The sequence below is a fragment of the Paraburkholderia sp. J69-1 genome (genome assembly GCF_905220255.1).
In the GTDB taxonomy this organism is placed as follows: domain Bacteria; phylum Pseudomonadota; class Gammaproteobacteria; order Burkholderiales; family Burkholderiaceae; genus Paraburkholderia.
Map to the genome: position 1 here is coordinate 622,532 of NZ_CAJMZG010000001.1, position 24,773 is coordinate 647,304.

Here is a 24,773-nt window from a genome sequence, read left to right on the forward strand (position 1 = left end):
CATGACACAACATAGTGCAACACGGTCCATGTTCGATCCGGCGCTCGTGCGTCCGGCCATCGTGGATTCGTTCAGGAAACTCAAGCCGCGCACCCAGTTGCGCAATCCGGTGATGTTCTGCGTCTACGTGGGCAGCGTGCTCACGACGATCCTCTGGATCGCGGCGCTGCTGGGCCAGGCCGAAGCGCCCGCGGGCTTCATTCTCGCGGTCGCGCTGTGGCTGTGGTTCACGGTGCTGTTCGCCAACTTCGCCGAAGCGCTCGCCGAAGGCCGCTCGAAGGCGCAGGCCGCGTCGCTGCGCCAGGCCAAGCGCGACGTCATGGCCAAGAAGCTCAACGAGCCGCATCCGAAGTCGCCGATCCGCATCACGACCGCCACCGATCTGCGCAAGGGCGACGTGGTGCTGGTCGAAACCGGCGACGTGATTCCCGCCGATGGCGAGGTGGTCGACGGTGTCGCTTCGGTCGACGAATCGGCGATCACGGGCGAATCCGCGCCGGTGATCCGCGAGTCGGGCGGCGATTTTTCGTCGGTCACGGGCGGCACGCGCGTGCTGTCCGACTGGATCGTGGTGCGCGTCACGGCCAATCCGGGCGAAGCGTTCCTCGACCGCATGATCGCGATGGTCGAAGGCGCCAAACGCCAGAAAACGCCGAACGAAATCGCGCTGACGATCCTGCTGGTGGCGCTCTCCATCGTGCTGCTGATGGCCACGGCCACGCTGCTGCCGTTCTCGATGTTCTCGGTCGAAGCCGCGAAGATGGGCCACGTGGTCACGATCACCGCGCTCACGGCGCTGCTCGTGTGCCTGATTCCGACCACCATCGGCGGGCTGTTGTCGGCGATTGGCGTGGCGGGCATGAGCCGCATGATGCAGGCCAACGTGATCGCCACCTCCGGCCGCGCCGTGGAAGCGGCGGGCGACGTCGATGTGCTGCTGCTCGACAAGACCGGCACGATCACGCTGGGTAATCGCCAGGCATCGGCATTCGTGGCCGCGCCCGGCGTCAACGAAGAAGCGCTGGCGGACGCCGCGCAACTCGCCTCGCTCGCCGACGAAACGCCGGAAGGCCGCAGCATCGTCGTGCTCGCCAAGCAGCGCTTCAATATCCGTCAGCGCGACATGGCGGCGCTGCATGCCGTGTTCCTCGCCTTCAGCGCGCAGACGCGCATGAGCGGCGTGGACATGCCGGGCCGCGAAATCCGCAAGGGCGCCGCCGATGCGGTGAAGCACTACGTCGAGCAGCATGGCGGCCGCTTCCCGGCCGAAGTGAGCGCGGCTGTCGACGAAGTGGCGCGGCGCGGCAGCACGCCGCTGGTGGTGGCCGAGCGTCATGGCGAAGGCGATGACGCGAGGGCGCGCGTGCTCGGCGTGATCGAGCTGAAGGACGTGGTGAAGGGCGGCATCAAGGAGCGTTTCGCCGAACTGCGCAAGATGGGCATCAAGACCGTGATGGTGACGGGCGACAACCGCCTGACCGCCGCCGCGATCGCTGCCGAAGCCGGCGTGGACGATTTCCTCGCGCAGGCCACGCCCGAAACCAAGCTCGCGACCATCCGCGAACATCAGGCGCAAGGCAAGCTCGTGGCGATGACCGGCGACGGCACCAACGACGCCCCGGCGCTCGCGCAGGCCGACGTCGCGGTGGCGATGAACACCGGCACGCAGGCCGCGAAGGAAGCGGGCAACATGGTCGACCTCGATTCGAATCCGACCAAGCTGATCGAGATCGTCGAGATCGGCAAGCAGATGCTGATGACGCGCGGCTCGCTCACCACCTTCTCGATCGCCAACGACGTCGCCAAATACTTCGCGATCATTCCGGCGGCGTTTGCCTCGACCTATCCGCAACTGCGCGTGCTCGACGTGATGCATCTGACCTCGCCGGCGTCGGCGATTCTGTCGGCGGTGATCTTCAACGCGCTGATCATCGTGATGCTGATTCCGCTCGCGCTCAAGGGCGTGAAGTACCGGCCGCTGGGCGCAGCCACGCTGCTGCGGCGCAATCTGCTGGTCTACGGCCTCGGCGGCATTCTGCTGCCGTTCCCGTGCATCAAGCTGATCGATATGGTGCTGGCCGCGTTCGGCTGGGTTTGATGCGCGCGTCTCTTTTTAGACAGGAATGCATATGAAAGCGCAGTTTCGTCCTCTGATCGTGATCTTCGCGCTGCTCGCGGCGATCACCGGGCTCGTCTATCCCGCCGTGATGACGGCGTTCGGCCAGGCCGTGTTCCATCGTCAGGTCAACGGCAGTCTCGTGCAGGTGAACGGCAAGGTGGTGGGCAGCGAGCTGATCGGCCAGCAGTTCGACGCGCCCCAGTATTTCTGGGGCCGCCTTTCGGCCACCGCGCCGATGCCATACAACGCGCAAGGTTCGGGCGGCTCGAACCTCGGCCCGACCAACCCGGCGCTCGCCGATGAAGTCAAAGGCCGCATCGACGCGCTCAAGGCCGCCGGCACCGATGTCTCGCAGCCGATTCCCGCCGATCTCGTGACTTCGTCGGCAAGCGGTCTCGATCCGGAGATTTCGCCCGCGGCCGCGCAGTATCAGATCGTGCGCGTGGCGAAGGCGCGCAATCTCAGCGCGAACGACGTGCAGGCGCTCGTGGACCGCTACACGAAGGGCCGCCAGTTTGGTCTGTTCGGCGAGCCGCGCGTGAATGTGCTGGAGTTGAATCTCGCGCTCGATGGAAAAGAGGTGAGTTGAGCGCGCCGGCCGGCTTTCAAGACGCCGCACGCCGTCCACGCGGCGTGCGGTTTCTCGTTTGCCAATCCAGGGCCGCGGTGAGACCATCGTCGTCTGTGCCGCGCCGCCCGAACCGAACACGAACATAGTCGCCCAAGCCGCATGAACCGCCCCGATCCCGACGAACTCCTCGACCGTCTGCAACGCGAGGAAGAAAAACGCCGCCGCGGCAAGCTGAAGGTTTTCTTCGGCGCCTCGGCGGGCGTCGGCAAGACTTATGCGATGTTGCAGGCCGCGCGCCGCCGCGCCGAAGAAGGCGTGGACGTGGTGGTCGGCATCGTCGAAACCCACGGGCGCAGCGAAACCGCCGCGCTCACCAGCGGGCTCGACGTGCTGCCGCGCCAGCGCCTTGCGTATCGCGGGCGCGTGCTCGACGAATTCGACCTGGACGCCACGCTCGCGCGCAAGCCGCAACTCGTGCTGGTCGACGAACTCGCGCATTCGAACGTGCCCGGCGCGCGCCACCTGAAGCGCTGGCAGGACGTCTACGAACTGCTCGACGCGGGCATCGACGTCTATACGACGGTCAATGTCCAGCACCTCGAAAGCCTCAACGACGTGGTGGGGCAGATCACCGGCATCCGCGTCTGGGAGACGGTGCCCGACCGCGTGTTCGATGGCGCCGACGAAGTCACGCTGGTCGATCTTCCCGCCGAGGAACTGCTCGACCGCATGCGCGACGGCAAGGTTTATCTGCCCGCGCAGGCCGAGCGTGCGGTGCGCAACTTCTTCCGCAAGGGCAATCTGATCGCGCTGCGCGAACTGGCGCTGCGCCGGACCGCCGACCGCGTCGATGCGCAGATGCACGAATATCGCGCCGATCGCTCGATCCAGCATGTCTGGCAGGCGCGCGAGCGCTTGCTGGTGTGCGTCGGTCCAGGCCCGGAAGCGCCCGTGCTGGTGCGCGCGGCCGCGCGCCTCGCTGCGAGCCTGAAGGCCGACTGGATCGCCGTCTATGTGGAAACGCCGCGGCTGCAGCGCCTGCCCGACGCCGTGCGCGAACGCACACTGGGCGCGCTCAAACTCGCCGCCGAACTGGGCGCGGAAACCGCCTCGCTCGCGGGCGAAGACGCCGCGGTCACGCTGGCGGGCTATGCGCGCCTGCGCAATGTCTCGAAGCTGGTGGCGGGCGCGTCGATGCGCTCGGGTTTCTCGCGCTGGCTGCAACGCCCGTTTGGCGAGCGTCTGGCCGAGAAAGCCGGCGACGCCGATCTCACGCTGGTGCGCGCGAGCGGCAACGAAGTCGATCGCCTGACCGGCCGCGCCGCTTTCGATACCGCATCGGCGGCCGCGCGCGCCGCCAACGCCTGGCGCGCCGCCATCGGCCAGGGCGGCGCGAACCGTTCGCCGCCGCGCGCGTATGCAGCGGCGCTGGTGATCTGCGCCTGCATCACCTTGCTCGCCAACCAGTTGAACGAGCGCATCGCGCTGGCGAATCTGGTGATGCTTTATCTGCTCGGCGTGATCTTTACGGCGACGAGGCTCGGGCGCGGCCCCGGCGTGCTGCTGTCGTTCGCGAGCGTGGCCGCCTACGATTTTTTCTTCGTGCCGCCGCGCATGTCGTTTTCGGTCAGCGATACGCAGTATCTGCTGACCTTCGTCGGCATGCTGCTGACCTCGCTGGTCATCAGCCATCTGACGTCGAGCCTGCGCCGTGAAGCGAGCGTCGCGCAGCGGCGCGAACAGCGCACCGGCGCGATGTACGCGATGGCGCGCGAACTGGCGGCGGCGCTGGCAACCGAGCAGATCATCGCGATTGGCAGCCGCCATGTGAGCGAGGTGTTCGGCGCGCGCGTGGCGATCCTGTTGCCCGATAGCGCCGACAAGGTCCAGCAGAAGATCGAGGACCCCGATCCGCAGATCATGCTCGACGCGTCGAGTCTCGATATCGACGTGGGGCAGTGGGTCTACGACCAGCAAAAGCCCGCCGGTCATGGCACCGATACCTTGCCCGCCGCCGCTGCGCGCTACCTGCCGCTCAAGGCGCCGATGCGCACGCGCGGCGTGCTCGCCGTGGTCACGCGCGAGCCGCGCGAATTGCAGGTGCCCGAGCAGCAACGCATGCTCGACGCCTTCGCCGCGCAGATTGCGCTGGCGCTCGAACGCGTGCATTACGTCGAGATCGCGCGCGACGCGCTCGTCAACATGGAATCCGAACGATTGCGCAACTCGCTGCTTTCGGCGATTTCGCACGATCTGCGCACGCCGCTCACCGCCATCGTCGGCTTTTCGTCGATGCTCGCGCAGACGCACGAGCCGAGCACCGGCACGCCCGATCCGCAGAACGCGCGCGAAGGCGAGCTGATCGAGGCGATTCACGACGAGGCGCTGCGCATGACCGGCATCGTCACGAATCTGCTCGATATGGCGCGCCTGCAGGCGGGCAGTCTCAAGCTCAACCGGCAATGGACGCTGCTGGAGGAAACCGTGGGCGCGGCGCTGGCCGCGTGCCGCCGCGTGCTCGCGCGCCATCCGGTGCAGGTGAAGTTGCAGGAGGATTTACCGCTGCTGCAACTCGACGCCGTGTTGATGGAGCGGCTCTTTTCGAATCTGCTGGAAAATGCCGCGAAGTACACGCCGGCCGATACGCCGCTGGCGATCGTCGCGCGGCGTGTGGAGGAGGGCGGCCAGCCCTTCGTGCGCGTGAGTATCGACGATCACGGGCCGGGCTTGCCGCCTGGCATGGGCGAGCGCGTGTTCGAGAAGTTCACGCGCGGCGAGAAGGAATCGGCCAAGCCCGGCATCGGCCTCGGACTGGCGATCTGCCGGGCGATCGTGGAAGCGCACGGCGGTACAATCGGCGCGTCCAATCGGGTCGATGCCAACGGCCGGGTCGAAGGCGCGTCGTTCTGGTTCGCGCTGCCGGTGGAAGAGCCGCCGCCGCTGCCCGCCGATGTGCCGGAAGCCGCCGAACATGCCGCACATGCCTATCACGTCGATCACATGAATCACGCCCACGATCATCGCGAAGCACCCGCTAAACCCCTCGATTCGAATCCCGCCCATGAGTGACCCGAGTCTCGCCGTTGTCCTGATCGAAGACGAAAAGCAGATCCGCCGCTTTGTGCGCGCCTCGCTCGAAGGCGAGGGCATTGCCGTCTACGACGCCGAAACCGGCAAGCAGGGGCTGGTGGAAGCGGCCACGCGCAAGCCCGACCTCGTGATCGTCGATCTGGGCCTGCCCGACACCGATGGCCTCGACGTGATCCGCGAACTGCGCGGCTGGAGCGATTTGCCGGTGATCGTGCTGTCCGCGCGCACGCAGGAAAGCGAGAAAGTGGCCGCGCTCGACGCCGGCGCCGACGATTACCTGACCAAGCCGTTCGGCGTATCCGAGTTGCTGGCGCGCATTCGTGCCCATTTGCGCCGGCGCAACCGGGGCGGCGCGAACGAGGCGCCGCAGGTGAGCTTCGGCGCGGTGATCGTCGATCTGGGCTTGCGCCAGGTCACGCGCGAAGGCGCGCCCGTGCACCTCACGCCGATCGAATACCGCTTGCTGGCGACGCTGGTGCGCGATTCGGGCCGCGTGCTCACGCACCGGCAACTGCTGCGCGAGGTCTGGGGGCCGTCGCATGTGGAGAGCAGCCACTATCTGCGCATTTATATGGCGCATCTGCGGCAGAAGCTGGAGCGCGATCCCGCCCAGCCCGAACACATCATCACCGAGACGGGTGTGGGTTATCGGCTCGTGGGCGTGCAGTAGGGCAGCGACCGGACCATCCCCGGGCCACGTCTAGCCAACTTTGCTATACTTACAAAAGCGTAAGGACGACCTTGCGCTTTTTCTTTTTCGGGGACGGCCCCATTTTTCATGGAGCGTTCTCATGCCCTGGCTTTATCTCTTCATCGCGGGCCTGCTCGAAGTCGCGTGGGCCACCGGTCTCAAATCTTCCGAAGGTTTCACCCGGCTCTGGCCGTCGGTCTTCACCGTCGTCACGGCGCTCGGCAGTTTCTGGCTGCTCGCGCTTGCCATGCGCCAGTTGCCGCTGGGCACTGCGTATGCGGTCTGGACGGGTATCGGCGCGGTGGGCGCGTTCGTGCTCGGCATCGTCATGATGGGCGAAGCGGTGACCGTGGCGCGCGTGCTGAGCGCGCTGCTGATCGTGGCCGGTCTGATTGGCCTGAAGCTGTCGTCGGCGGGCTGATTGGGAAGCCCGGACGCCGGTCGGGCGACATCGCGCGGAAATGACGCGCCGTTATGTGATCCAGTACGCATTTTCGTGGGATTTCAGGCGCAAAATGCGTGGCGCGCGCGCCGCAGAACGATAAAACCGCGCTGCGGCGGCGCAACGAGCGTGGCTATAATGAGACGGTCACCACCCGATAACACTCAAGCGCCGCGGACGCCGCGAGCGCCGCCGTCTGTTTGTTCGCCGTGTTTCAGCTTGCTGCCTTGAAGCCCTGAAACCGCCGCGAACATCCCGACGCCGCGCTACGCCCGTTTCGTGGGGAACGGCGCCGCGCGAGCCTCGCGCGAGGAGGCAGTCATGCTGGAACCCTTATCTCTCGCAGCGGGCCTGTCCTGGGGCAGTGGCCTGCGCCTCTACCTGACGGTCCTGATGGCCGGCGTGATGCAGCGCCTGGGCGTCATCCACCTGCCCGACACGCTCGCGATTCTCTCTTCGCCCTGGGTGATCGGCGTCGCCGCCGCGCTCACGGTCCTCGAATTTCTCGCCGATAAAATCCCCGCGCTCGATTCGCTCTGGGATGCCGTGCACACCTTTATCCGCATTCCGGCCGGCGCCGTGCTGGCGGCCGGTGCGCTCGGTCACGCCGATCCCGCCGTGCTGACGATTGCCGCGCTCGCTGGCGGCACGCTCGCCGGCACTGCGCATCTGGCCAAGGCCGGCACGCGCGCGCTCATCAATCTGTCGCCCGAGCCGGTCTCGAACGTCGTCACATCCAGCGCCGAAGACGGCATGACCTTCGTGGGCGTGCTGCTGGCGTTCTTCGTGCCGTTGCTGTTTCTGGTGATGCTGGTGGCCTTCCTGCTGGTCGCGACCTGGGCGCTGCCGCGTCTGTGGCGCGGCGTGCAGGGCGGCTTTCGCGGCATGGCCACGCATATGGTCACGCGTTTTTCCTTGCGGAGCCGTCACGATTGAACGGTGCTCATTCTTCTCCATCGGTTTCCCCGTCTTCTTCTAACGCGAACGCACCCGCGCGTGCTGCCCTGAGCTGGTCCGATCTCGTGCGCCTTGCTGCGCGCATGAGTGCGCGCGACTGGCGCGCGGGCGAATTGACCATGCTGCTGCTGGCGCTCGTGCTGGCGGTGGCGGCGCTGTCGAGCGTCGGTTTTCTCGCTGATCGTCTGCAGCGCGGGCTGGAGCGCGACGCCAAACGCATGATCGCCGCCGATTTCATCGTGCGCGCCGATCATCCCGTCGATCCGATGTTCGCGCGCGAGGCGCAGTCGCTCAATCTGCAAACGGCAACGACGGCGATTTTCCCGAGCATGGTCACGGTGCCGCCGGTTGCGGGCGCGAGCGCTCAGGCCCCGCAGCCCCCGTCACGCCTTGCCGCCGTCAAATCGGTTTCCGTCGGCTACCCGTTGCGCGGCGCGCTGCGCATCGCGTCGGCGCCCGGCGCGCCCGATCACGAGGCGAAGGGCATTCCGCCGCCCGGCACGGTCTGGGTCGACGACGAACTGCTCGATGCGCTCAAGCTTCACGTCGGCGATACGGTGCGGATCGGCACGCGCAGCCTGAGCGTCGGCGCGATCATTACGCGCGAACTCGATCGCGGTTTTTCCTTCGTCAACTTCTCGCCGCGCCTGATGCTCAACGCGGCCGATCTGCCCTCGACGGGCCTGACCGGTTACGGCAGCCGCGTGACCTATCGCCTGCTGGTGGCGGGCGCCGATCCCGCCGTCGCGCAATTCGCCGCGTGGGCCCATGCGCGCGTCGACGGCGACGCAACCCGCGGCAAGATGCGCGGCGTCGGCCTCGAATCGCTCAGCGACGGCCAGCCGCAGGTGCGCCAGACGCTCGACCGCGCGCGCCATTTCCTCACGCTCGTTTCGCTGCTGACCGCGCTGCTCGCGGCGGTCGCCATCGCCATGGCCGCGCACCGCTACACGCGCCGCCATCTGGATGCCTGCGCGGCGATGCGCTGCCTCGGCGCCAGCCAGCGCACGCTGCGCTCGATTTTCGTGCTCGAATTCGCGGGGCTCGGTCTGATCGGCGGCGCGGTTGGCGTGGCGCTCGGCTACGCGGGCCATCTCGCGCTGCTGGCCTGGCTGGGCACGCTGATCGAAGTGGCGCTGCCATATCCGGGCCCGGTGCCGGCGCTCGAAGGCGTGGCGGCGGGGCTCGTGCTGCTGCTCGGTTTTGCCTTGCCGCCGCTGTTGCCGCTCACGCGCGTGCCGCCGGTGCGCGTGCTGCGCCGCGAGTGGGGCGACGAAAGCCGTACCGCGTGGGCCGCGTACGCGATCGGCATCGCGCTGTTCGCGGGGCTGCTGGTGCTGGCGGCGGGCGAACTCAAGCTCGGCGGTATCGTCGCGGGCGGTTTCGCGCTTGGCCTGCTGGTGTTCGCGGCGATTGCGCGTTTCGCGCTCTGGGGCGCGGCGCGCGTGGCGCGCAGCCAGCGCAACGGTCTGGATTCGCGCGCGGGCGTGGGCTGGCGTTATGCGCTGGCGTCGCTGGAGCGGCGGCCCGGCGCGAGCGCCTTGCAGATCACATCGCTCGCCATCGGTCTGATGTGCCTGCTGCTGATCGCGATGACGCGCAACGACCTGATCGATGGCTGGCGCAAATCCACGCCGCCCGATGCGCCGAACGAATTCCTCATCGACATCCAGCCCGCCCAGCACGACGCCGTGGCCGCGTGGCTGGTCGCGCACGGCATCGCCGATCCCGATCTGGAGCCGATGGTGCGCGGCCGTCTCACGACGATCAACGGCAAGCCCGTCAATCCCGAGCAGTACAAGAGCGAGGATGCGCGGCGTCTGGTCGATCGCGAATTCAATCTCTCGTACACCACGCAGTTGCCCAGCGATAACCGCATCGAAGCGGGCGCCTGGTACGGCGATGCGACCACGCCGCAGCTTTCGATCGAGCAGGGCCTGGCCAAACTCATCAACGTCAAGCCCGGCGATGTACTGACCTTCGATGTCGCGGGTCTCGAAGTCACCGCGCCCGTGACGAGCCTGCGCAAGCTCGACTGGGGTTCGTTCAAGGTCAACTTCTTCGTGCTGATGCCGCCCGCGCTGCTGCACGATTTCCCGGCCACCTACATCACGAGTTTCCATCTGCCCGAGTCGCAGCGCGCCGTGATCGACGGGCTGGTCGCGCAGTATCCGAACGTGACCGCCATCGACGTCGGGCCGATTCTCGCGCAGATCCAGCGCATGCTGGAGCAGGTGATCGGCGCCGTGCAGTTCCTGTTTATCTTCACGCTCGCGGCCGGCGTGCTGGTGCTTTACGCGGCGCTCGCGGGCACGCGCGACGAGCGCATGCGCGAATCGGCGCTGCTGCGCGCGCTGGGCGCGTCGCATGCCCAGGTGCGCTCGGTGCAGATCGCGGAGTTCGTCGCGGTGGGGGCGCTCGCGGGTTTGATGGCGGCGGTGGGCGCGCAGATCGTCGGCTATGTGCTGGCGACGCGGGTGTTCGACTTCTATCTGGCGTTCGATCCGTGGCTCGTGCCCGCGGGCATCGCAGCGGGCGTGGCCTGTGCGGGCGTGGGCGGCTGGATGAGCCTGCGGCATGTGCTGGCGCGGCCCGCGCTGCAATCGCTGCGCGATGCGTGAAGCCGGCGGCGTGAGCCGGGTTCGCCCGGCGCGCCGCTATGCGAAAATATTCGTTTGACCGGCCGCGCAGGTGCTTCGGCGCGAGCGTTGCCGCCCCTATTTCCGTATCGAATTCCCTGTATGACCGATCCAGCCGACGAAGCGCCGCAGCAACCCACGGCCTTTGAACTTGTCGGCGGCGAGGCGCGCGTGCGCGAACTCGTCGACCGTTTCTATGACCTGATGGACCTCGAACCGGAGTTCGCGGGCATTCGCGCGCTGCATCCGCAAACGCTCGACGGCTCGCGCGACAAGACTTTCTGGTTCCTGTGCGGCTGGATGGGCGGCCCCGACCACTACATCTCGCGCTTTGGCCATCCGCGTCTGCGTGCGCGGCATCTGCCGTTCGCGATTGCGTCGTCGGAGCGCGATCAGTGGCTGCGCTGCATGGCCTGGGCGATGCAGGACATCGGTCTCGCCGAACCGCTGCGCGAGCGCCTGCTGCATTCGTTCTTCGAAACCGCCGACTGGATGCGCAACCGTCCGGGCTGATTGCGCCAGATCCGGCTCCCATTCCCGTTAGCGCCGACTGGCCCGGTGCATGCGCCGGTACAGTCCGGCAGTGGGCCGATCGGGCTGTATTTTGCGACTGCGCGCGCATCGGGATAATGAACGCTCGTGCATCACGCAACGAGAACCCGGAGACAGCCCATGACGATCGCCAGCCCTGCCACGTCCACCCGCACCCGCGCGCTGTTCCGCGAAGACGCCTATCTGACCCACTGCGACGCCACTGTGCTCGAAGTGGGCGAAGACGGCGTGCGGCTCGACCAGACCGTGTTCTATCCGCTCGGCGGCGGTCAGGCGGGCGACACGGGCGCGCTCGTGCTCGCGGACGGCACGCGCATTGCAATCGCCGATACCCGCAAAGCGAAATTCGAAGGCGCGACGCCCGACGACGCGCTGCATCTCCCCGCGCCCGGCCAGGAAGCGCTGCTTGCGCGCCTCGCGGCAGGCGAGCGCGTGCGTGCCGAAATCGACTGGACGCGCCGCCATCGGCATATGCGCCTGCACACGGCGAGCCATCTGATGTGCGCCGTGCTGCCATACGCGGTGGACGGTTGCAGCATCACCGCCGACTACGCGCGGCTGGACTTCGCCACCGTCGAGCCGATCGAGCGCGAGCATGTGGAAGCGCGGCTGGCGGAACTGGTCGCGGGCGCGCACGCGGTCGCCACCGAATGGATCACCGATGACGACATGGCGCAGCGTCCCGAACTCGTGCGCACCATGAGCGTGAAGCCGCCGATGGGTCTTGGACGCGTGCGTCTGCTGCGCATCGACGGTGTCGATCTGCAGCCGTGCGGCGGCACGCATGTGCAGAACACGCGCGAGATCGGCGGGTTGCGCGTGGCGAAGCTGGAGAAGAAGAGTGCGCGCACGCGCCGGCTCGTGCTGGAGCTGGTGGAATGAGCGAGGCGTTGGACGCGCGTGCCCGCGACGTGCTGGACTTCTGGTTCGGCGCGCCGGAGTCGGCGGAATTTGGCCGCGAACGCAAGATGTGGTTCAAGAAGGACGCGGCTTTCGATGCGATGCTGCGCGAGCGCTTTGGCGCGCTGCTCGCTCTGGCCTGCGCGGGCGAACTCGACGCGTGGCGCGCCACGCCCGAAGGCGCGCTGGCGCTCGTGATCGTGCTCGACCAGTTTTCGCGCAACTGCCATCGCGGCACGCCGCACGCCTTTTCCGCCGACGACAAGGCGCTGACGATCGCCCGCGCGTTGATCGCCAATGGCGATGATCGGCGTTTGCCGACCCACCAGCATCGCGTTTTCGCGTATCTGCCGTTCGAACATGCGGAATCCGCCGAGGCGCAGCGCGAGTCGCTGCGGCTATTCGGCGAGCTTGCGAAGGACCCGCAAGCGAAGAGTTACTACGATTACGCGCTGCGCCACGCCGACGTCATCGAGCGCTTCGGCCGTTTTCCTCATCGCAATGCGCAGCTGGGCCGCGAGAGCAGCGAAGCCGAGCTGGCCTTTCTGCGCCAACCGGGCTCGCGCTTCTAGCGTTGTCGGGCTTAGCGGCCGCCGCTCACATCGAGCAACGCGCCCGTCACGTAGGACGCGGCATCGCTCAACAGCCAGACGATGGTTTCCGCGACTTCATCGGCGCCGCCAGGACGGCCCAGCGGCGTTTGCGCGCCGAGCACGGCGGCGCGATCGGGACGCCCGCCGCTTGCATGAATCTCGGTGTCGATAAGGCCGGGACGCACCGCATTCACGCGCACGCCTTGCGGGCCGAGTTCCTTGGCGAGGCCGATCGTCATCGTATCGATGGCGCCTTTCGACGCTGCGTAGTCGACGTATTCGTTTGGCGACCCCAGCCGCGACGCCGCCGAGGACACGTTGACGATCGCGCCGCCATCGCCGCCGCGATCCTTCGACATGCGCCGCGCCGCTTCCCGCACGCACAGAAACGCGCCGTAGACGTTCACGTCGAACATGCGCTTCAGACGCTCGGCGTCCATATCGGCGACGGGCGAACCGGGCGCGACGATGCCCGCGTTGTTGACCAGCGCATCGATGCGCCCGTAGGCGGATTCGAGCGTATCGAACATGGCGACGACATCGGCTTCGTTCGCCACATCGCCGTGCAGCACGCGCGCATGACCGCCAGCGCGGCCGACTTCCGCCGCGGTTTCCTCGGCGGCCGGCGCGTTATGCAGATAGTTGACGCCCACGGTCCAGCCGCGCGCGCCCAGCAGACGCGCACACGCGCGGCCGATGCCGCGGCTCGCGCCGGTGATCAGAACGACTTTGCCCATCGAATCATGACCTCCGTGGGTGAGAAGCGCCTCAGACGTTCTCGCGCAGATCGGCCCACTTGTCCTTCTCGGGCGCGTGATAGCTTTGCAGCTTGCCGATCAGCGCGGCCGGATCGCTGTCGATCTGCAGTTGATCGAGATAGATCTGGCGCATGAAGCCTTCGCTGACGGTGTGTTCGAGCATCGTCATGAGCGGATCGTAAAACCCGTCGATATTGAGAATGCCGACCGGCTTGCGGTGATAGCCAAGCTGCGCCCAGGTATAGACCTCGAACAGTTCTTCGAGCGTGCCCGCGCCGCCGGGCAGCGCCACAAAGCCGTCCGAGAGATCGGCCATCATCTTCTTGCGGTGGTGCATGTCGGGGACGACGTGCAGTTCGGTCAGGCCGCTGTGGCCCACTTCCTTGTCCACCAGCAGTTCGGGAATCACGCCGATCGCGCGGCCGCCTTCGGCCATCACGGTATCGGCGATCACGCCCATCAGGCCGACCTTGCCGCCGCCATAAACGAGCCCGAGATTCGACGCCACCAGCGCGCGGCCGAACGCCTGCGCCGCTTCGTTATAAATGGGTTTGGCTCCAAACGAGGAGCCGCAATACACGCAAACGGCTTTCATGCTCAGGTTTCCTTGCTTTCCTTCGGTGCGCCGTCGCGCGGCGGCAGATAGTCGTAGAACTCGCGCTGCGGATGCTTGCCCGAAACGAGATCGTCGAACAGTTGCTTCGCGCGGCCGCGCAGATACGGCGCCATCAGCGAGACGATCTGCACGCTCACCTGATGCAGCTCGGCGCGGATCGCTTCCTGATCGTTGTATTTGCGCGGATTCATCACGAACTGGTACGAGAGCCAGTAAGTGGCGATCACGCCGATATTGGTCGAAATCACCGCGATTTCAGCGGCCGTCGCCACCATCTCGCCGTCTTCCACGAGCTGATCGCAGAACTGTTTCGCGAACGCGACCTTGTGGCTGATGATCTGCTTGAAGTGCATCTCCAGCGTGCGGTTGCGCGCCAGCAGGTCGTTCAGGTCGCGATACAGAAAGCGGTAGCGCCAGGTGAAATCGACCATGTATTGCAGATACGCCCACATCTCGTCGATGGTGGCGCGATGGTCGTCGGGGAAACGCAGACGCTTGTCGATCTCCTGCTCGAACTGGCTGAAGATGCTGTTGATGATGTCGTCTTTGTTGCGGAAGTGGTAGTACAGGTTGCCTGGACTGATCTCCATTTCCTCGGCGATGGTCGTCGTGGTGACGTTGGGCTCGCCGATCTCGTTGAACAGCTTCAACGAAAGTTCGAGTATCCGTTCGCGTGTGCGGCGGGGAGGTTTCGCATCCATGTCGTCCGGCCCTGAAAGTACGGCGTCGGGCGAGCAGCGCTGCTGCCTTGGGTTGCTGCGTAGCTGCCCGGACGCGGTTGGTCGTTTTTTAAGACTGTCGTTCGATTATAAACCGACGCCAGGGCGCAAAACGACCCTTCACGACCTGATGAAAATGAGGAAAACCCGCGCGCGACGCGAGCGGGTTCGAGGCGAGCGGGCAACCGCGCCGCATGCGCAATGCATATGCGCCGCATGCACGCCGATATCAGCGCGCGCCGATCCAGTGCAGCAGCGTCGGGCCGAAGTGCGGCACGAGGATCAAGCCCCAGGTCATCACGCAGGTGATCAGCGCAACCGTCACGGCGGCGCTGCCGAGATCCTTCGCGCGGCCCGACAACTCGTTGCGTTCGAGACCGATTCGATCGACGGCGTTTTCGATACTCGAATTCAGCAATTCGACGATCAGCACCAGCATCACCGAGCCGAGCAGCAACACGCGCTCGACCGGTTCGACCGGCACGAATACGCCGATCGGCACCATGATGGCCGCGAGCGTGAGTTCCTGGCGGAACGCGCTTTCTTCGCGGATCGCGGTGCGAAAGCCCTTGATCGAGTACTGCAGCGCCTTCCATGCGCGCGTGACGCCGCGATTGCCCTTGTACGGGTTGAACGGCAGCGGCGCGAGCGGATCGTCGGGGCCGAGCGGTTCGTGCAGATGCGGCGGCTCGGGCGGATCGGCCTGGGCGGAAGTTTGGGGCGTGCTCGACGGCGCGGGGTGGGTCACTGCGGCCGCACCGCCCGCATGCACGGGCGTAGAGCCGCCGCGCGTGAGCGGCGTAGTGGCTTGCGGCGTCTCGGAATCGCGAGGCGCGGCAGAGGCGTGCGATGGTGTCGAAGGACGTGGGGCCATAACGGTGCGGGTTGATGCCGCAGTATCGCACGCGTTGTGAGCCGTTGCGCCGGAAACGTCTGATGATGCCGCGCCCGCTTGATTCCGATCTTGATCCTGCTCCTGATCGGCGGGCGCAGCTGCTTCGGCCAGCGTGTCTTCGCTGTCGTCGGCGTCGTCGAAAGACGTGGGGGAGGCTAGGGGCCGGTTCATCGTGATCGCTCCGGTCCGTCGTTCGGGTTAAGGCTCAGGCCGCCGCGCTGCTTTCCTGCACCGTGGCGCGCGAGCGCGGCTTCAGGTGCGAGGCGAACTGCTCCGACGCCGCGTGCCACGAGAAGCGCTCGGCCCACGCCCGCGCCGTGGTGCGCTCGATCTTGAGCGCTTCGAGGCAGGCTTCGCGCAGATCCTCGTTCATCGCGCCCGCGCTGCCCGTGCCCAGCACGTCGATCGGGCCGGTCACGGGGTAGGCGGCCACCGGCGTGCCGCAGGCCAGCGCTTCGAGCAGCACGAGGCCGAAGGTGTCGGTGCGGCTCGGGAACACGAAGACATCGGCGGCGGCGTAGACCTTGGCGAGTTCCGGCTGGCTCAGCACGCCCAGATAGTTCGCCTGCGGATAGCGCGACTTCAGTTCGGCCAGCGCCGGGCCTTCGCCGCAGACCCACTTCGAACCCGGCAGATCGAGCTTGAGGAAGGCTTCGACGTTCTTCTCGACGGCCACGCGGCCCACGTAGAGGAAGATCGGGCGCGCGGTGTTGAGCACCTTCGATTCCATCGGCTCGAAGATTTCGAGATCGACGCCGCGCGTCCACAGCACGACATTGGTGAAGCCGAATTTTTCGAGGTCGGTTTTCACGACCGGCGTGGGCGCCATGACCGCGAGCGAGGGCTTGTGGAACCAGCGCAGGAAGCGGTAAGTCGCCGACAGCGGAATGCCGAAGCGCGCCTGCACGTACTCGGGAAAGCGCGTGTGATAGGCGGTCGTGAACGGCAGGTTGTGCTCCATCGCATAGCGACGCGCGGCGAGGCCGAGCGGGCCTTCGGTGGCGACGTGGATCGCGTCCGGGCCGAAGGCGTCGATGCGCTCGCGCAGATGGCGGCGGGGAAACAGCGAGAGCTTGATCTCGGGATAGGTCGGGCACGGAATCGTGCGGAATTCCAGCGGCGTGAGCAGATCGACCTGATGGCCGAGCGCGAGCAGCTCGCGCGTCGTGTTCTTCAGGGTCCGTACCACGCCGTTGACCTGCGGCTCCCATGCATCGGTCACGATCATTACTTTCATCGGTCGTCGGCCCTCGGGGTTCGGGTGTTGCGTTGGGTTGTGCGGATGGCGTGCGATTGGCGTGCGTCGGGCGAATCAGGCAATTCAGGCTGCGCTCACGCGCGCCTTGCGCGAGGCGCCCAGGGCTTCCGGCGACTTCATGACCGTCCAGTAGACGATGCGCAGTTCGCCCTCGAAGGTTTCGACGAGCGCCGAAAGGCTTTCGACCCAGTCGCCGTCGTTGCAATAGAGCACGCCGTCGATCTCGCGGATCTCGGCCTTGTGGATGTGGCCGCAGACCACGCCGTCGCAGCCGCGGCGACGCGCTTCGTCGGTCATCACGCGCTCGAACGAGGAGATGAAGTTCACCGCGTTCTTGACCTGGTGCTTGAGGTACTGCGAGAGCGACCAGTACTGGAAGCCCATCTTCGCGCGGATGCGGTTGAACCAGCGGTTGAGCACGAGAATCACGGTGTAGGCCGAGTCGCCCAGATACGCGAGCCACTTGGCGTGCTGGATCACGCCGTCGAACAGATCGCCGTGCACGACCCACAGCCGCTTGCCGGCGAGCGTCGTGTGGAACGCTTCCTCGCGCACGTGGATATCGCCGAACGCGAGATTGCAGAACTGGCGCGCGCCTTCGTCGTGGTTGCCGGGGATGTACACCACCTGGGTGCCCTTGCGCGCCTTGCGCAGCACTTTCTGCACGACATCGTTGTGCGCCTGCGGCCAGAACCAGCCTTTGCGCAGCTGCCATCCGTCGATGATGTCGCCCACCAGGTACAGATAATCCGATTCGTTATGGCGCAGGAAATCGAGCAGATAGTTCGCCTGGCAGCCGTTGGTGCCGAGGTGAATATCCGATAGCCAGATCGTGCGGTAGCGATGCGGGGCGGGGTGATCGTCGTCGTGCGAGTCGGAGGAGTCGGTGTCTTTCAGCGGCAGGGGCGGCGTCGGGAACGCAGCGGTGTTCGGACCGGAGTGGAAGTCGGCGGGATCGGAACCCGCACCGGTGGTCTGCCGGAAAAGTGGGGTCGCGGACGTCTTCTGGGCCATGGCTCACGCGGCAGGTTGCAATACGCGCATTGCGCCATGAGGCCGTGACGGTGCCGTGACATTCACAAGAAGGTCTTGTTACGCAGTCCTTGCTAGCGCAGGGTGGCGGGGCGTGCGGCCGCGCTGAGCGGGGCGCTCGGGCCGCAGCCGGCTGTCGGCGTGATGCGTGCGCTCAGCGTCGTGACGCTTTGATGACGTGGCGCGCGGGCTACGGATCGGATTTCAGCGCGGGATTTCAGCGCGGAACGCAGACGATGCGCGTACCGGCGATGCGGTCGTGCGGGAACTGGCGGCGATCGTTCAGGCGCGCGCTGGCGGCCCAGAGCATGCACCAGAGCGCGGTCAGCACGAGCGTGTGCGGCACGCTCAGATTCAGCAGCGGATGCAGGGCGAGCGGCGGCAGAAACCAGAGCCAGGCGGCAAGGTAGCGCAGCGCGGCGCGGCCGGTCGAAGGCGGTGCGCCATCTGGACCGACGACGCGCAAACGCCAGGTTTTCATCGGCAAGGTCTGGCCGCCGCTTCGCCAGAAGCCGACGAAGTAGGCGCCCGCCACCAAAGCGATCCACACGGCCATCAGGCGGTGATACGTGTAGCCGTTGCGCTGTTGCAGAACGAGGCTGAAGGCGAGTCCGGCGAGAAAGATCACACCGAACAGCAGGACGCTTTCGTAGAGCAGGGCGGCGAGGCGGCGGCGCACCGTCGGCACAATTTCAGGCCGGGCTTGCGGCGGGAGCGAGGTGACAGCGGGCGCGGCGGTGGCGTGTTCGGTCACGGTGGCGTGATGGCGCGAGGACGTCCGGGCAGCGCCGGGCAGCGCCGGGCAGCGCCGGGCAGCGCAAAAGGGACGGGACGCCGTCAGCATAACCGCGAACGGCGGCCGCGAGTAACGCGGGAAAACGTGCGGAATTGATCGACCGGAAACGCCGAAGCGGCCGCTCAGGAACCCTTGAACGCTGCGGGCGCTTCGGCAGGCGAGACCGGCACGGGGATCGCCGGTTCGAAGCTGCCGGCGGCGGGAATGCTGGCGGCCATGGCGGTGGCGGGCGGCTCGGCGAGCTGCCCCGACGTGCCGGGCAGTCCCGGCGCAGCGGGCGCAGGCGCGGAAGCCCCCGCTGCCGTGCGTGCGCGGGCGCGACGCTCGCGTTCGTTCACGAGCCGCTCGATATCGCGGATTTCGCTCTTGTTGCCGCTAGGCGGCGCGCTCACCACGGTACGGCGACGGCGCTCCGTCGCAGCCAGCTTCGCTTTCTGCTCTTCGGACAGTTCCTGGTACGCCTTCCACGCGCGCTGGCGGGCCTGCGGCGGTAGTTCCTTCGAAACTTGATAGTTTTCGCGTGCGACGCGACGCTGCTCGGGCGTCATGCGGACCCATTCGGTCATGCGCTCCTGCAAGCGTTTTTGGACATCGGGCGTCATCTTCGGATAACGCGCAGCGATTCGCAGCCATTTGCGCTTGCGCGCATCGCTGAATTTGTCCCATTCGCTGGCAAACGGTGCGAGCGCGGTGCGCTGCGCGTCGGTCAGGCGCGACCAGGACAGCGGGTTATCCGAATTCTCGTTGCCGGGCGCTGCAGGCGCTGCGGCGGCGACAGTGACGTCCGAGGCCGTTGCCTGACCCTGTGCGGGCGCGGCAGTGGCGGCCGATTCCGGCGCCGACAGCTCGGGATGAAAGCGCGGATACGTTGCCGCATACGACACCAGGGCCGTGACCACGCATCCGATGACTACGGCCAGGCCGCGCTTGTAACTCACCCCGTCAATCCCCCGCTTAGTGCGCGCGCGTCAGGTACGCATTGAACCCATGATCGAGATAGGCCGTGAGCGGCAGATCGTCGCTCAGCATGGCCGCATCGATATCGGCGAGTTCTGCGGTGCGTTGTTGGTCTTCGAAATAGGCAATCGCGAACAGGCCGGCGACCAGTGCAGCCAGCGGCCAGGCCAGTGCGAAGCGCGCCAGCGCCGAGCGGCGGCGCGGCGGCAAGCCACCCGGCAGCGCGCCGATGTTACCGACACCCGCTGCGGCCAGCGACGGCACGCGCACGAGCACCGGCTCGGCCTTCTTGCGGGCGAGCGCGGCCTTGCGGGCAGCGGTAAGGCGGACAGTGGTGGAGGACGGCAGGTTGGCCGCGCTTTCGTCGAGCGCGCGACGCATCCCCTGCACGAACTCAAGTTCTTTGTGTTCGAGAGCGGAGCTCATAGCGTGATTCCTTTGGCCTTGAGCGCCTGAGCCAGCGTGTGGGTCGCCCGCGAGCAGTGCGTTTTCACGCTACCTTCGGAGCAACCCATGGCGGCGGCGGTTTCGGCGACATCCATATCTTCCCAGTAACGCATCAGAAACGCCTCCCGTTGACGTGCCGGTAATTTCTGGATTTCTTCTTCGATCAGCTTGAGGACCTGTTCGCGCTCGAATTGCTGTTCGCTGCTCTCGACGCCGGGCGAGCCCGATTGCGACTCGAAGGTTTCGAGAATGTCGAACTCCTCGTCGTCGGCGCCGCCGAGGGACGAGAAAAGGCTCACCCACGTATTGCGTACTTTCTGCCGACGAAAATAGTCGTGCATCGTATTTTGCAAAATACGCTGGAAGAGCAGGGGGAGTTCGGCAGGCGGGCGGTCTCCGTATTTTTCCGCGAGCTTGATCATCGCGTCCTGCACGATATCGAGCGACGCATCGTCGTCGCGCACGGCGTAGACCGTCTGCTTGAACGCGCGTCTTTCGACGCCCGCCAGGAAATCGGCGAGTTCCTTGTCTGATGCCATCCGTTGCAGGGCGCCGCCACCAGCGTACGCGTAATCGTTCGAAAAATGTCGTAAAACCCGCGGATGCTAGCAAATTTTCGTGCAAGCGGGGGAGCAGTCCGGCCAGACGTTTGCTTGCCCTTTGCTTTCAGGCTTGCATAACGCATAAACGCCGCTTTCAGCGGGCTTTGGAGGATTTTGCATCATCCTTGCGGATGGCTTGCGTTTATCTTGCCTTGAGCGACTGGCGGGCGTGTATGGGGTGCGTATCTTAAGGGCGGGTTGATGACAGATGCCACCGGTTCGCAAGTGGTCCGATTGTGGACCCATCGCGAATTCGGGGCAAATTCGTCGCGCCCGCAACGTTTATTCCCGATGCGAGCGGAATACAAAATAAGCGCTTGACCGAATGCTTTCGAGCCGCTATCTTCGACGGTTCGCAACATAAGTGACTTGTCTCAATTCAGGTGTGGCCCATGAGGCTCATCTGTCAACTGGACGCGCCGCTTGAACCCGAGCCACAAGCCCGGCAGAGAGCACCCGATCAATTTTTTGCCGAAAATTCGAAAGGTGAATGATGAATATGCCCAGCGCGGAATTCTCCACGTCGGTCTCCTCTTCGCAAGAATCTGACCCTCAAGCTCAAAACTCCATCGGCGGAACCGTGCTGATGAAGGCGCTCGCCGACGAGCAGGTCGAATTCATTTGGGGTTATCCCGGCGGCTCGGTACTCTACATCTACGACGAGCTGTACAAGCAGGACAAGATCCAGCACGTTCTCGTGCGCCACGAACAGGCAGCCGTGCATGCGGCCGACGCCTACGCGCGTTCGACCGGTAATGTCGGCGTGTGTCTCGTGACCTCGGGACCTGGCGTCACCAATGCGGTGACGGGCATCGCGACGGCCTATATGGACTCGATCCCGATGGTGATCATCAGCGGCCAGGTGCCTACCGCCGCGATTGGTCAGGACGCCTTCCAGGAGTGCGACACGGTCGGCATCACGCGTCCCTGCGTGAAGCACAACTTCCTCGTGAAGGACGTGCGCGATCTCGCCGCTACCGTCAAAAAAGCTTTCTACATTGCGCGCACCGGCCGTCCCGGCCCCGTGCTGATCGACATTCCGAAGGACGTGTCGAAGACGCCGTGCGCGTATGAACCGGTGAAGAACGTCGCTCTGCGCTCGTACAACCCGGTCACCAAGGGCCACTCGGGGCAGATCCGCAAGGCGGTTTCGCTGCTTCTCTCGGCCAAGCGTCCGTATATCTACACCGGCGGCGGTATCATCCTCGCGGATGCGTCGCGCGAACTGAACCAGTTCGCCGATCTGCTCGGCTACCCGGTTACGAACACGCTGATGGGTCTGGGCGGCTATCGCGCAAGCGACCGCAAGTTCCTCGGCATGCTCGGCATGCACGGCACCTACGAAGCCAACATGGCCATGCAGCACTGCGACGTGCTGATCGCCATCGGTGCGCGCTTCGACGACCGTGTGATCGGCGATCCGGCGCACTTCGCCTCGCGTCCGCGCAAGATCATTCACATCGACATCGACCCGTCGTCGATCTCGAAGCGCGTGAAGGTCGATATCCCCATCGTCGGCGACGTCAAGGAAGTGCTCAAGGAGCTCATCGAGCAGCTTCAGCACGCCGAACACGGCCCCGATACGGCGGCGCTCGCCGACTGGTGGAAGGACATCGAAGGCTGGCGCGAGAAGAACTGCCTGAAGTTCGACCGTTCGAGCGACATCATCAAGCCGCAGTACGTGGTGGAAAAGGCGTGGGAACTCACGGGCGGCAACGCGTTCGTGTGTTCGGACGTCGGCCAGCACCAGATGTGGGCTGCGCAGTTCTACCGCTTCAACCAGCCGCGCCGCTGGATCAACTCCGGCGGTCTGGGCACGATGGGCTTCGGCCTGCCGGCGGCGATGGGCGTGAAGATGGCGCACCCGGACGACGACGTGCTGTGCATCACGGGCGAAGGCTCGATCCAGATGTGCATTCAGGAGCTGTCGACCTGCAAGCAGTACGACACGCCCGTGAAGATCATTTCGCTGAATAACCGCTACCTCGGCATGGTCCGCCAGTGGCAGCAGATCGAATACAGCAAGCGCTATTCGCATTCGTACATGGATGCGCTGCCCGACTTCGTGAAGCTCGCCGAAGCGTACGGCCACGTCGGCATGCGGATCGAAAAGACCGCGGACGTCGAACCGGCGCTCAAGGAAGCGCTGCGTTTGAAGGACCGCACGGTGTTCCTCGATTTCCAGACCGACCCTTCCGAAAACGTCTGGCCGATGGTTCAGGCCGGCAAGGGCATCACCGAGATGCTGCTCGGTTCGGAAGACCTGTAACGGTATTTGCACGGCGCCGTTTCGACCTCGCGCGGCGCGCGCTCACACAAAGGGCGCGCGGGCTCGCGGGGAAGGGCGGCAGTCACGCTCAACTGGATAAATCGCGGATCACATCATGAGACACATTATTTCCGTTCTGCTGGAAAACGAGCCGGGCGCGCTGTCGCGCGTGGTCGGTCTGTTCTCCGCACGCGGCTACAACATTGAAACCTTGACGGTGGCGCCGACCGAAGACCGTTCGCTGTCGCGCATGACCATCGTTTCCATTGGCTCGGACGACGTGATCGAACAGATCACGAAGCATCTGAACCGCCTGATCGAGGTGGTGAAAGTGGTCGACCTTACCGAGGGCGCCCACATCGAACGCGAGCTGATGCTGATCAAGGTAAGGGCGGTTGGGAAGGAACGTGAGGAGATGAAACGGATGGCGGACATTTTCCGCGGTCGCATCATCGACGTCACGGAAAAGACCTACACGATCGAACTGACGGGTGCGAGCGACAAGCTCGACGCGTTCATCGAGGCGATCGACGCCACCGCGATTCTCGAAACCGTCCGCACGGGCGGCTCGGGCATCGGGCGCGGAGAGCGCATTCTGAAGGTGTAACCCGACCACAGTCGATCTTGCACCGAAACTTGACTGGATGCGCTCTGCAAGACGCATCCAGCGCAGCACAAGCTAATAGCAGTACCGAAATTCACCAGACTCTCGCCAAGGAACCAACATGAAAGTTTTCTACGACAAGGACGCCGATCTCTCCCTCATCAAGGGCAAGCAGGTCACGATCATCGGTTACGGCTCGCAAGGCCACGCACACGCGCTGAACCTGAAAGACAGCGGCGTGAACGTCACGGTCGGTCTGCGCAAGAACGGCGCATCGTGGAGCAAGGCTGAGAACGCCGGCCTGCAGGTCAAGGAAGTGGCCGAAGCGGTGAAGAGCGCTGACGTCGTCATGATGCTCCTGCCGGACGAGCAGATCGCCGATGTCTACGCGAAGGAAGTCCACGCGAACATCAAGAACGGCGCAGCCCTCGCATTCGCGCACGGCTTCAACGTTCACTACGGCGCTGTGATCCCGCGCGCTGATCTGGACGTCATCATGATCGCGCCGAAGGCTCCGGGCCACACGGTTCGCGGTACGTACTCGCAAGGCGGCGGCGTGCCCCACCTGATCGCTGTCCACCAGGACAAGTCGGGCGCAGCACGTGACATCGCCCTGTCGTACGCAGCAGCGAACGGCGGCGGCCGTGCCGGCATCATCGAAACGAACTTCCGCGAAGAAACGGAAACCGACCTGTTCGGCGAACAGGCAGTTCTGTGCGGCGGTACGGTCGAGCTGATCAAGGCTGGCTTCGAAACGCTGGTGGAAGCGGGCTACGCGCCGGAAATGGCGTACTTCGAGTGCCTGCACGAACTGAAGCTGATCGTCGACCTGATCTATGAAGGCGGCATCGCCAACATGAACTACTCGATCTCGAACAACGCCGAATACGGCGAGTACGTGACCGGCCCGCGCGTCGTCACGTCGGAGACGAAGAAGGTCATGAAGGAAGTCCTGAAGGACATCCAGACCGGCGAATACGCCAAGAGCTTCATCCTGGAAAACAAGGCCGGCGCACCGACGCTGCAATCGCGCCGCCGCCTGGGCGCCGAGCACCAGATCGAAACGGTTGGTGCAAAGCTGCGCGCGATGATGCCGTGGATCGCTGCAAACAAGCTGGTCGACCAGTCGAAGAACTAATCTGACGGTTTTGCTCTGAGTGGCTGTGCGGTTTAACCGCTGCGCAGCCCTCATACCCGATCGGATTCAACAAAAGCCGCCCAGGTGGGATGAAGCCTGGGCGGCTTTTGCTATGCTACGGTTTTCAA

General features: G+C 65.4%; 23 protein-coding genes. 13 read left to right on the plus strand and 10 right to left on the minus strand.

Going from position 1 to position 24,773, the window contains the following annotated elements; all coding sequences use genetic code 11:
- Position 1: 1 nt before the first annotated feature.
- From kdpB to U5A67_RS02855, 10 genes are all read left to right on the plus strand, one after another.
- Complete coding sequence (gene kdpB, locus U5A67_RS02810) at positions 2-2,098, plus strand: potassium-transporting ATPase subunit KdpB (protein ID WP_205986186.1); 2,097 nt, start codon at positions 2-4, stop codon at positions 2,096-2,098.
- A 31-nt stretch (positions 2,099-2,129) separates the two neighbouring features.
- Complete coding sequence (gene kdpC, locus U5A67_RS02815; RefSeq protein WP_321814406.1) at positions 2,130-2,708, plus strand: potassium-transporting ATPase subunit KdpC; 579 nt, start codon at positions 2,130-2,132, stop codon at positions 2,706-2,708.
- Between the two features lie 141 nt (positions 2,709-2,849).
- Positions 2,850-5,759, plus strand: coding sequence for a sensor histidine kinase KdpD (locus U5A67_RS02820; protein WP_321814407.1), 2,910 nt, complete (start codon positions 2,850-2,852; stop codon positions 5,757-5,759).
- Positions 5,752-6,450, plus strand: coding sequence for a two-component system response regulator KdpE (kdpE, locus tag U5A67_RS02825; protein ID WP_205986189.1), 699 nt, complete (start codon positions 5,752-5,754; stop codon positions 6,448-6,450). The genes U5A67_RS02820 and kdpE overlap by 8 nt, the downstream gene beginning before the upstream one ends.
- Positions 6,451-6,571: 121 nt before the next feature.
- On the plus strand, positions 6,572-6,892 hold the full coding sequence (gene sugE / locus U5A67_RS02830) for a quaternary ammonium compound efflux SMR transporter SugE (protein ID WP_205986190.1): 321 nt from the start codon (positions 6,572-6,574) through the stop codon (positions 6,890-6,892).
- A gap of 342 nt (positions 6,893-7,234) precedes the next feature.
- A complete protein-coding gene (locus tag U5A67_RS02835; protein WP_205986191.1) occupies positions 7,235-7,849 on the plus strand; it encodes a DUF4126 domain-containing protein in 615 nt (204 codons plus the stop codon).
- Between the two features lie 104 nt (positions 7,850-7,953).
- Complete coding sequence (locus tag U5A67_RS02840) at positions 7,954-10,491, plus strand: ABC transporter permease (RefSeq protein ID WP_321814447.1); 2,538 nt, start codon at positions 7,954-7,956, stop codon at positions 10,489-10,491.
- 120 nt (positions 10,492-10,611) lie between these two features.
- Entirely contained in the window at positions 10,612-11,022 is a 411-nt protein-coding gene (locus tag U5A67_RS02845; RefSeq protein WP_321814408.1) for a group II truncated hemoglobin, read from the plus strand.
- Positions 11,023-11,181: 159 nt separating this feature from the next.
- Positions 11,182-11,943: an alanyl-tRNA editing protein gene (locus tag U5A67_RS02850; RefSeq protein ID WP_205986194.1), complete on the plus strand. Its 762-nt coding sequence runs from the start codon at positions 11,182-11,184 to the stop codon at positions 11,941-11,943.
- Positions 11,940-12,533 (plus strand): DUF924 family protein, encoded by a 594-nt coding sequence (locus tag U5A67_RS02855; RefSeq protein ID WP_321814409.1) that lies wholly within the window; start codon positions 11,940-11,942, stop codon positions 12,531-12,533. The genes U5A67_RS02850 and U5A67_RS02855 overlap by 4 nt, the downstream gene beginning before the upstream one ends.
- A gap of 11 nt (positions 12,534-12,544) precedes the next feature.
- Here U5A67_RS02855 and U5A67_RS02860 read toward each other — a convergent pair whose 3' ends face one another.
- The 10 genes from U5A67_RS02860 to U5A67_RS02905 form a co-directional block, all read right to left on the minus strand.
- Positions 12,545-13,291, minus strand: coding sequence for an SDR family oxidoreductase (locus tag U5A67_RS02860; RefSeq protein ID WP_205986196.1), 747 nt, complete (start codon positions 13,289-13,291; stop codon positions 12,545-12,547).
- A 31-nt stretch (positions 13,292-13,322) separates the two neighbouring features.
- Positions 13,323-13,907, minus strand: coding sequence for a TIGR00730 family Rossman fold protein (locus U5A67_RS02865; RefSeq protein ID WP_205986197.1), 585 nt, complete (start codon positions 13,905-13,907; stop codon positions 13,323-13,325).
- Positions 13,908-13,909: 2 nt separating this feature from the next.
- The gene (locus U5A67_RS02870) at positions 13,910-14,629 is read right to left on the minus strand and encodes a TetR/AcrR family transcriptional regulator (RefSeq protein WP_205986198.1); all 720 of its coding nucleotides are present in this window, start codon (positions 14,627-14,629) and stop codon (positions 13,910-13,912) included.
- Between the two features lie 247 nt (positions 14,630-14,876).
- A complete protein-coding gene (locus U5A67_RS02875; RefSeq protein ID WP_321814410.1) occupies positions 14,877-15,713 on the minus strand; it encodes a diacylglycerol kinase in 837 nt (278 codons plus the stop codon).
- Positions 15,714-15,747: 34 nt separating this feature from the next.
- Entirely contained in the window at positions 15,748-16,779 is a 1,032-nt protein-coding gene (locus U5A67_RS02880; RefSeq protein ID WP_321814411.1) for a glycosyltransferase family 1 protein, read from the minus strand.
- 84 nt (positions 16,780-16,863) lie between these two features.
- A complete protein-coding gene (locus U5A67_RS02885; RefSeq protein ID WP_321814412.1) occupies positions 16,864-17,814 on the minus strand; it encodes a UDP-2,3-diacylglucosamine diphosphatase in 951 nt (316 codons plus the stop codon).
- Between the two features lie 235 nt (positions 17,815-18,049).
- Positions 18,050-18,523, minus strand: coding sequence for an RDD family protein (locus U5A67_RS02890; RefSeq protein ID WP_321814448.1), 474 nt, complete (start codon positions 18,521-18,523; stop codon positions 18,050-18,052).
- 227 nt (positions 18,524-18,750) lie between these two features.
- Positions 18,751-19,566 carry a DUF3106 domain-containing protein gene (locus U5A67_RS02895; RefSeq protein WP_321814413.1) on the minus strand — a complete coding sequence of 272 codons (816 nt, stop codon included), beginning with the start codon at positions 19,564-19,566 and terminating at the stop codon, positions 18,751-18,753.
- Positions 19,567-19,582: 16 nt separating this feature from the next.
- Positions 19,583-20,011, minus strand: coding sequence for a DUF3619 family protein (locus U5A67_RS02900; protein ID WP_205986202.1), 429 nt, complete (start codon positions 20,009-20,011; stop codon positions 19,583-19,585).
- The gene (locus U5A67_RS02905; protein WP_205986203.1) at positions 20,008-20,571 is read right to left on the minus strand and encodes an RNA polymerase sigma factor; all 564 of its coding nucleotides are present in this window, start codon (positions 20,569-20,571) and stop codon (positions 20,008-20,010) included. Before U5A67_RS02905 ends, U5A67_RS02900 begins: the two co-directional genes overlap by 4 nt.
- 556 nt (positions 20,572-21,127) lie before the next feature.
- Between U5A67_RS02905 and U5A67_RS02910 the strand changes: the two genes are divergently transcribed.
- The 3 genes from U5A67_RS02910 to ilvC all read left to right on the plus strand — a co-directional run bounded on the left by U5A67_RS02910 (position 21,128) and on the right by ilvC (position 24,645).
- The gene (locus U5A67_RS02910; RefSeq protein WP_321814449.1) at positions 21,128-22,903 is read left to right on the plus strand and encodes an acetolactate synthase 3 catalytic subunit; all 1,776 of its coding nucleotides are present in this window, start codon (positions 21,128-21,130) and stop codon (positions 22,901-22,903) included.
- Positions 22,904-23,018: 115 nt separating this feature from the next.
- Positions 23,019-23,510 (plus strand): acetolactate synthase small subunit, encoded by a 492-nt coding sequence (gene ilvN, locus U5A67_RS02915; protein WP_027795483.1) that lies wholly within the window; start codon positions 23,019-23,021, stop codon positions 23,508-23,510.
- A 118-nt stretch (positions 23,511-23,628) separates the two neighbouring features.
- A complete protein-coding gene (ilvC, locus tag U5A67_RS02920; RefSeq protein WP_167069873.1) occupies positions 23,629-24,645 on the plus strand; it encodes a ketol-acid reductoisomerase in 1,017 nt (338 codons plus the stop codon).
- The last annotated feature ends 128 nt before the right edge of the window (positions 24,646-24,773 follow it).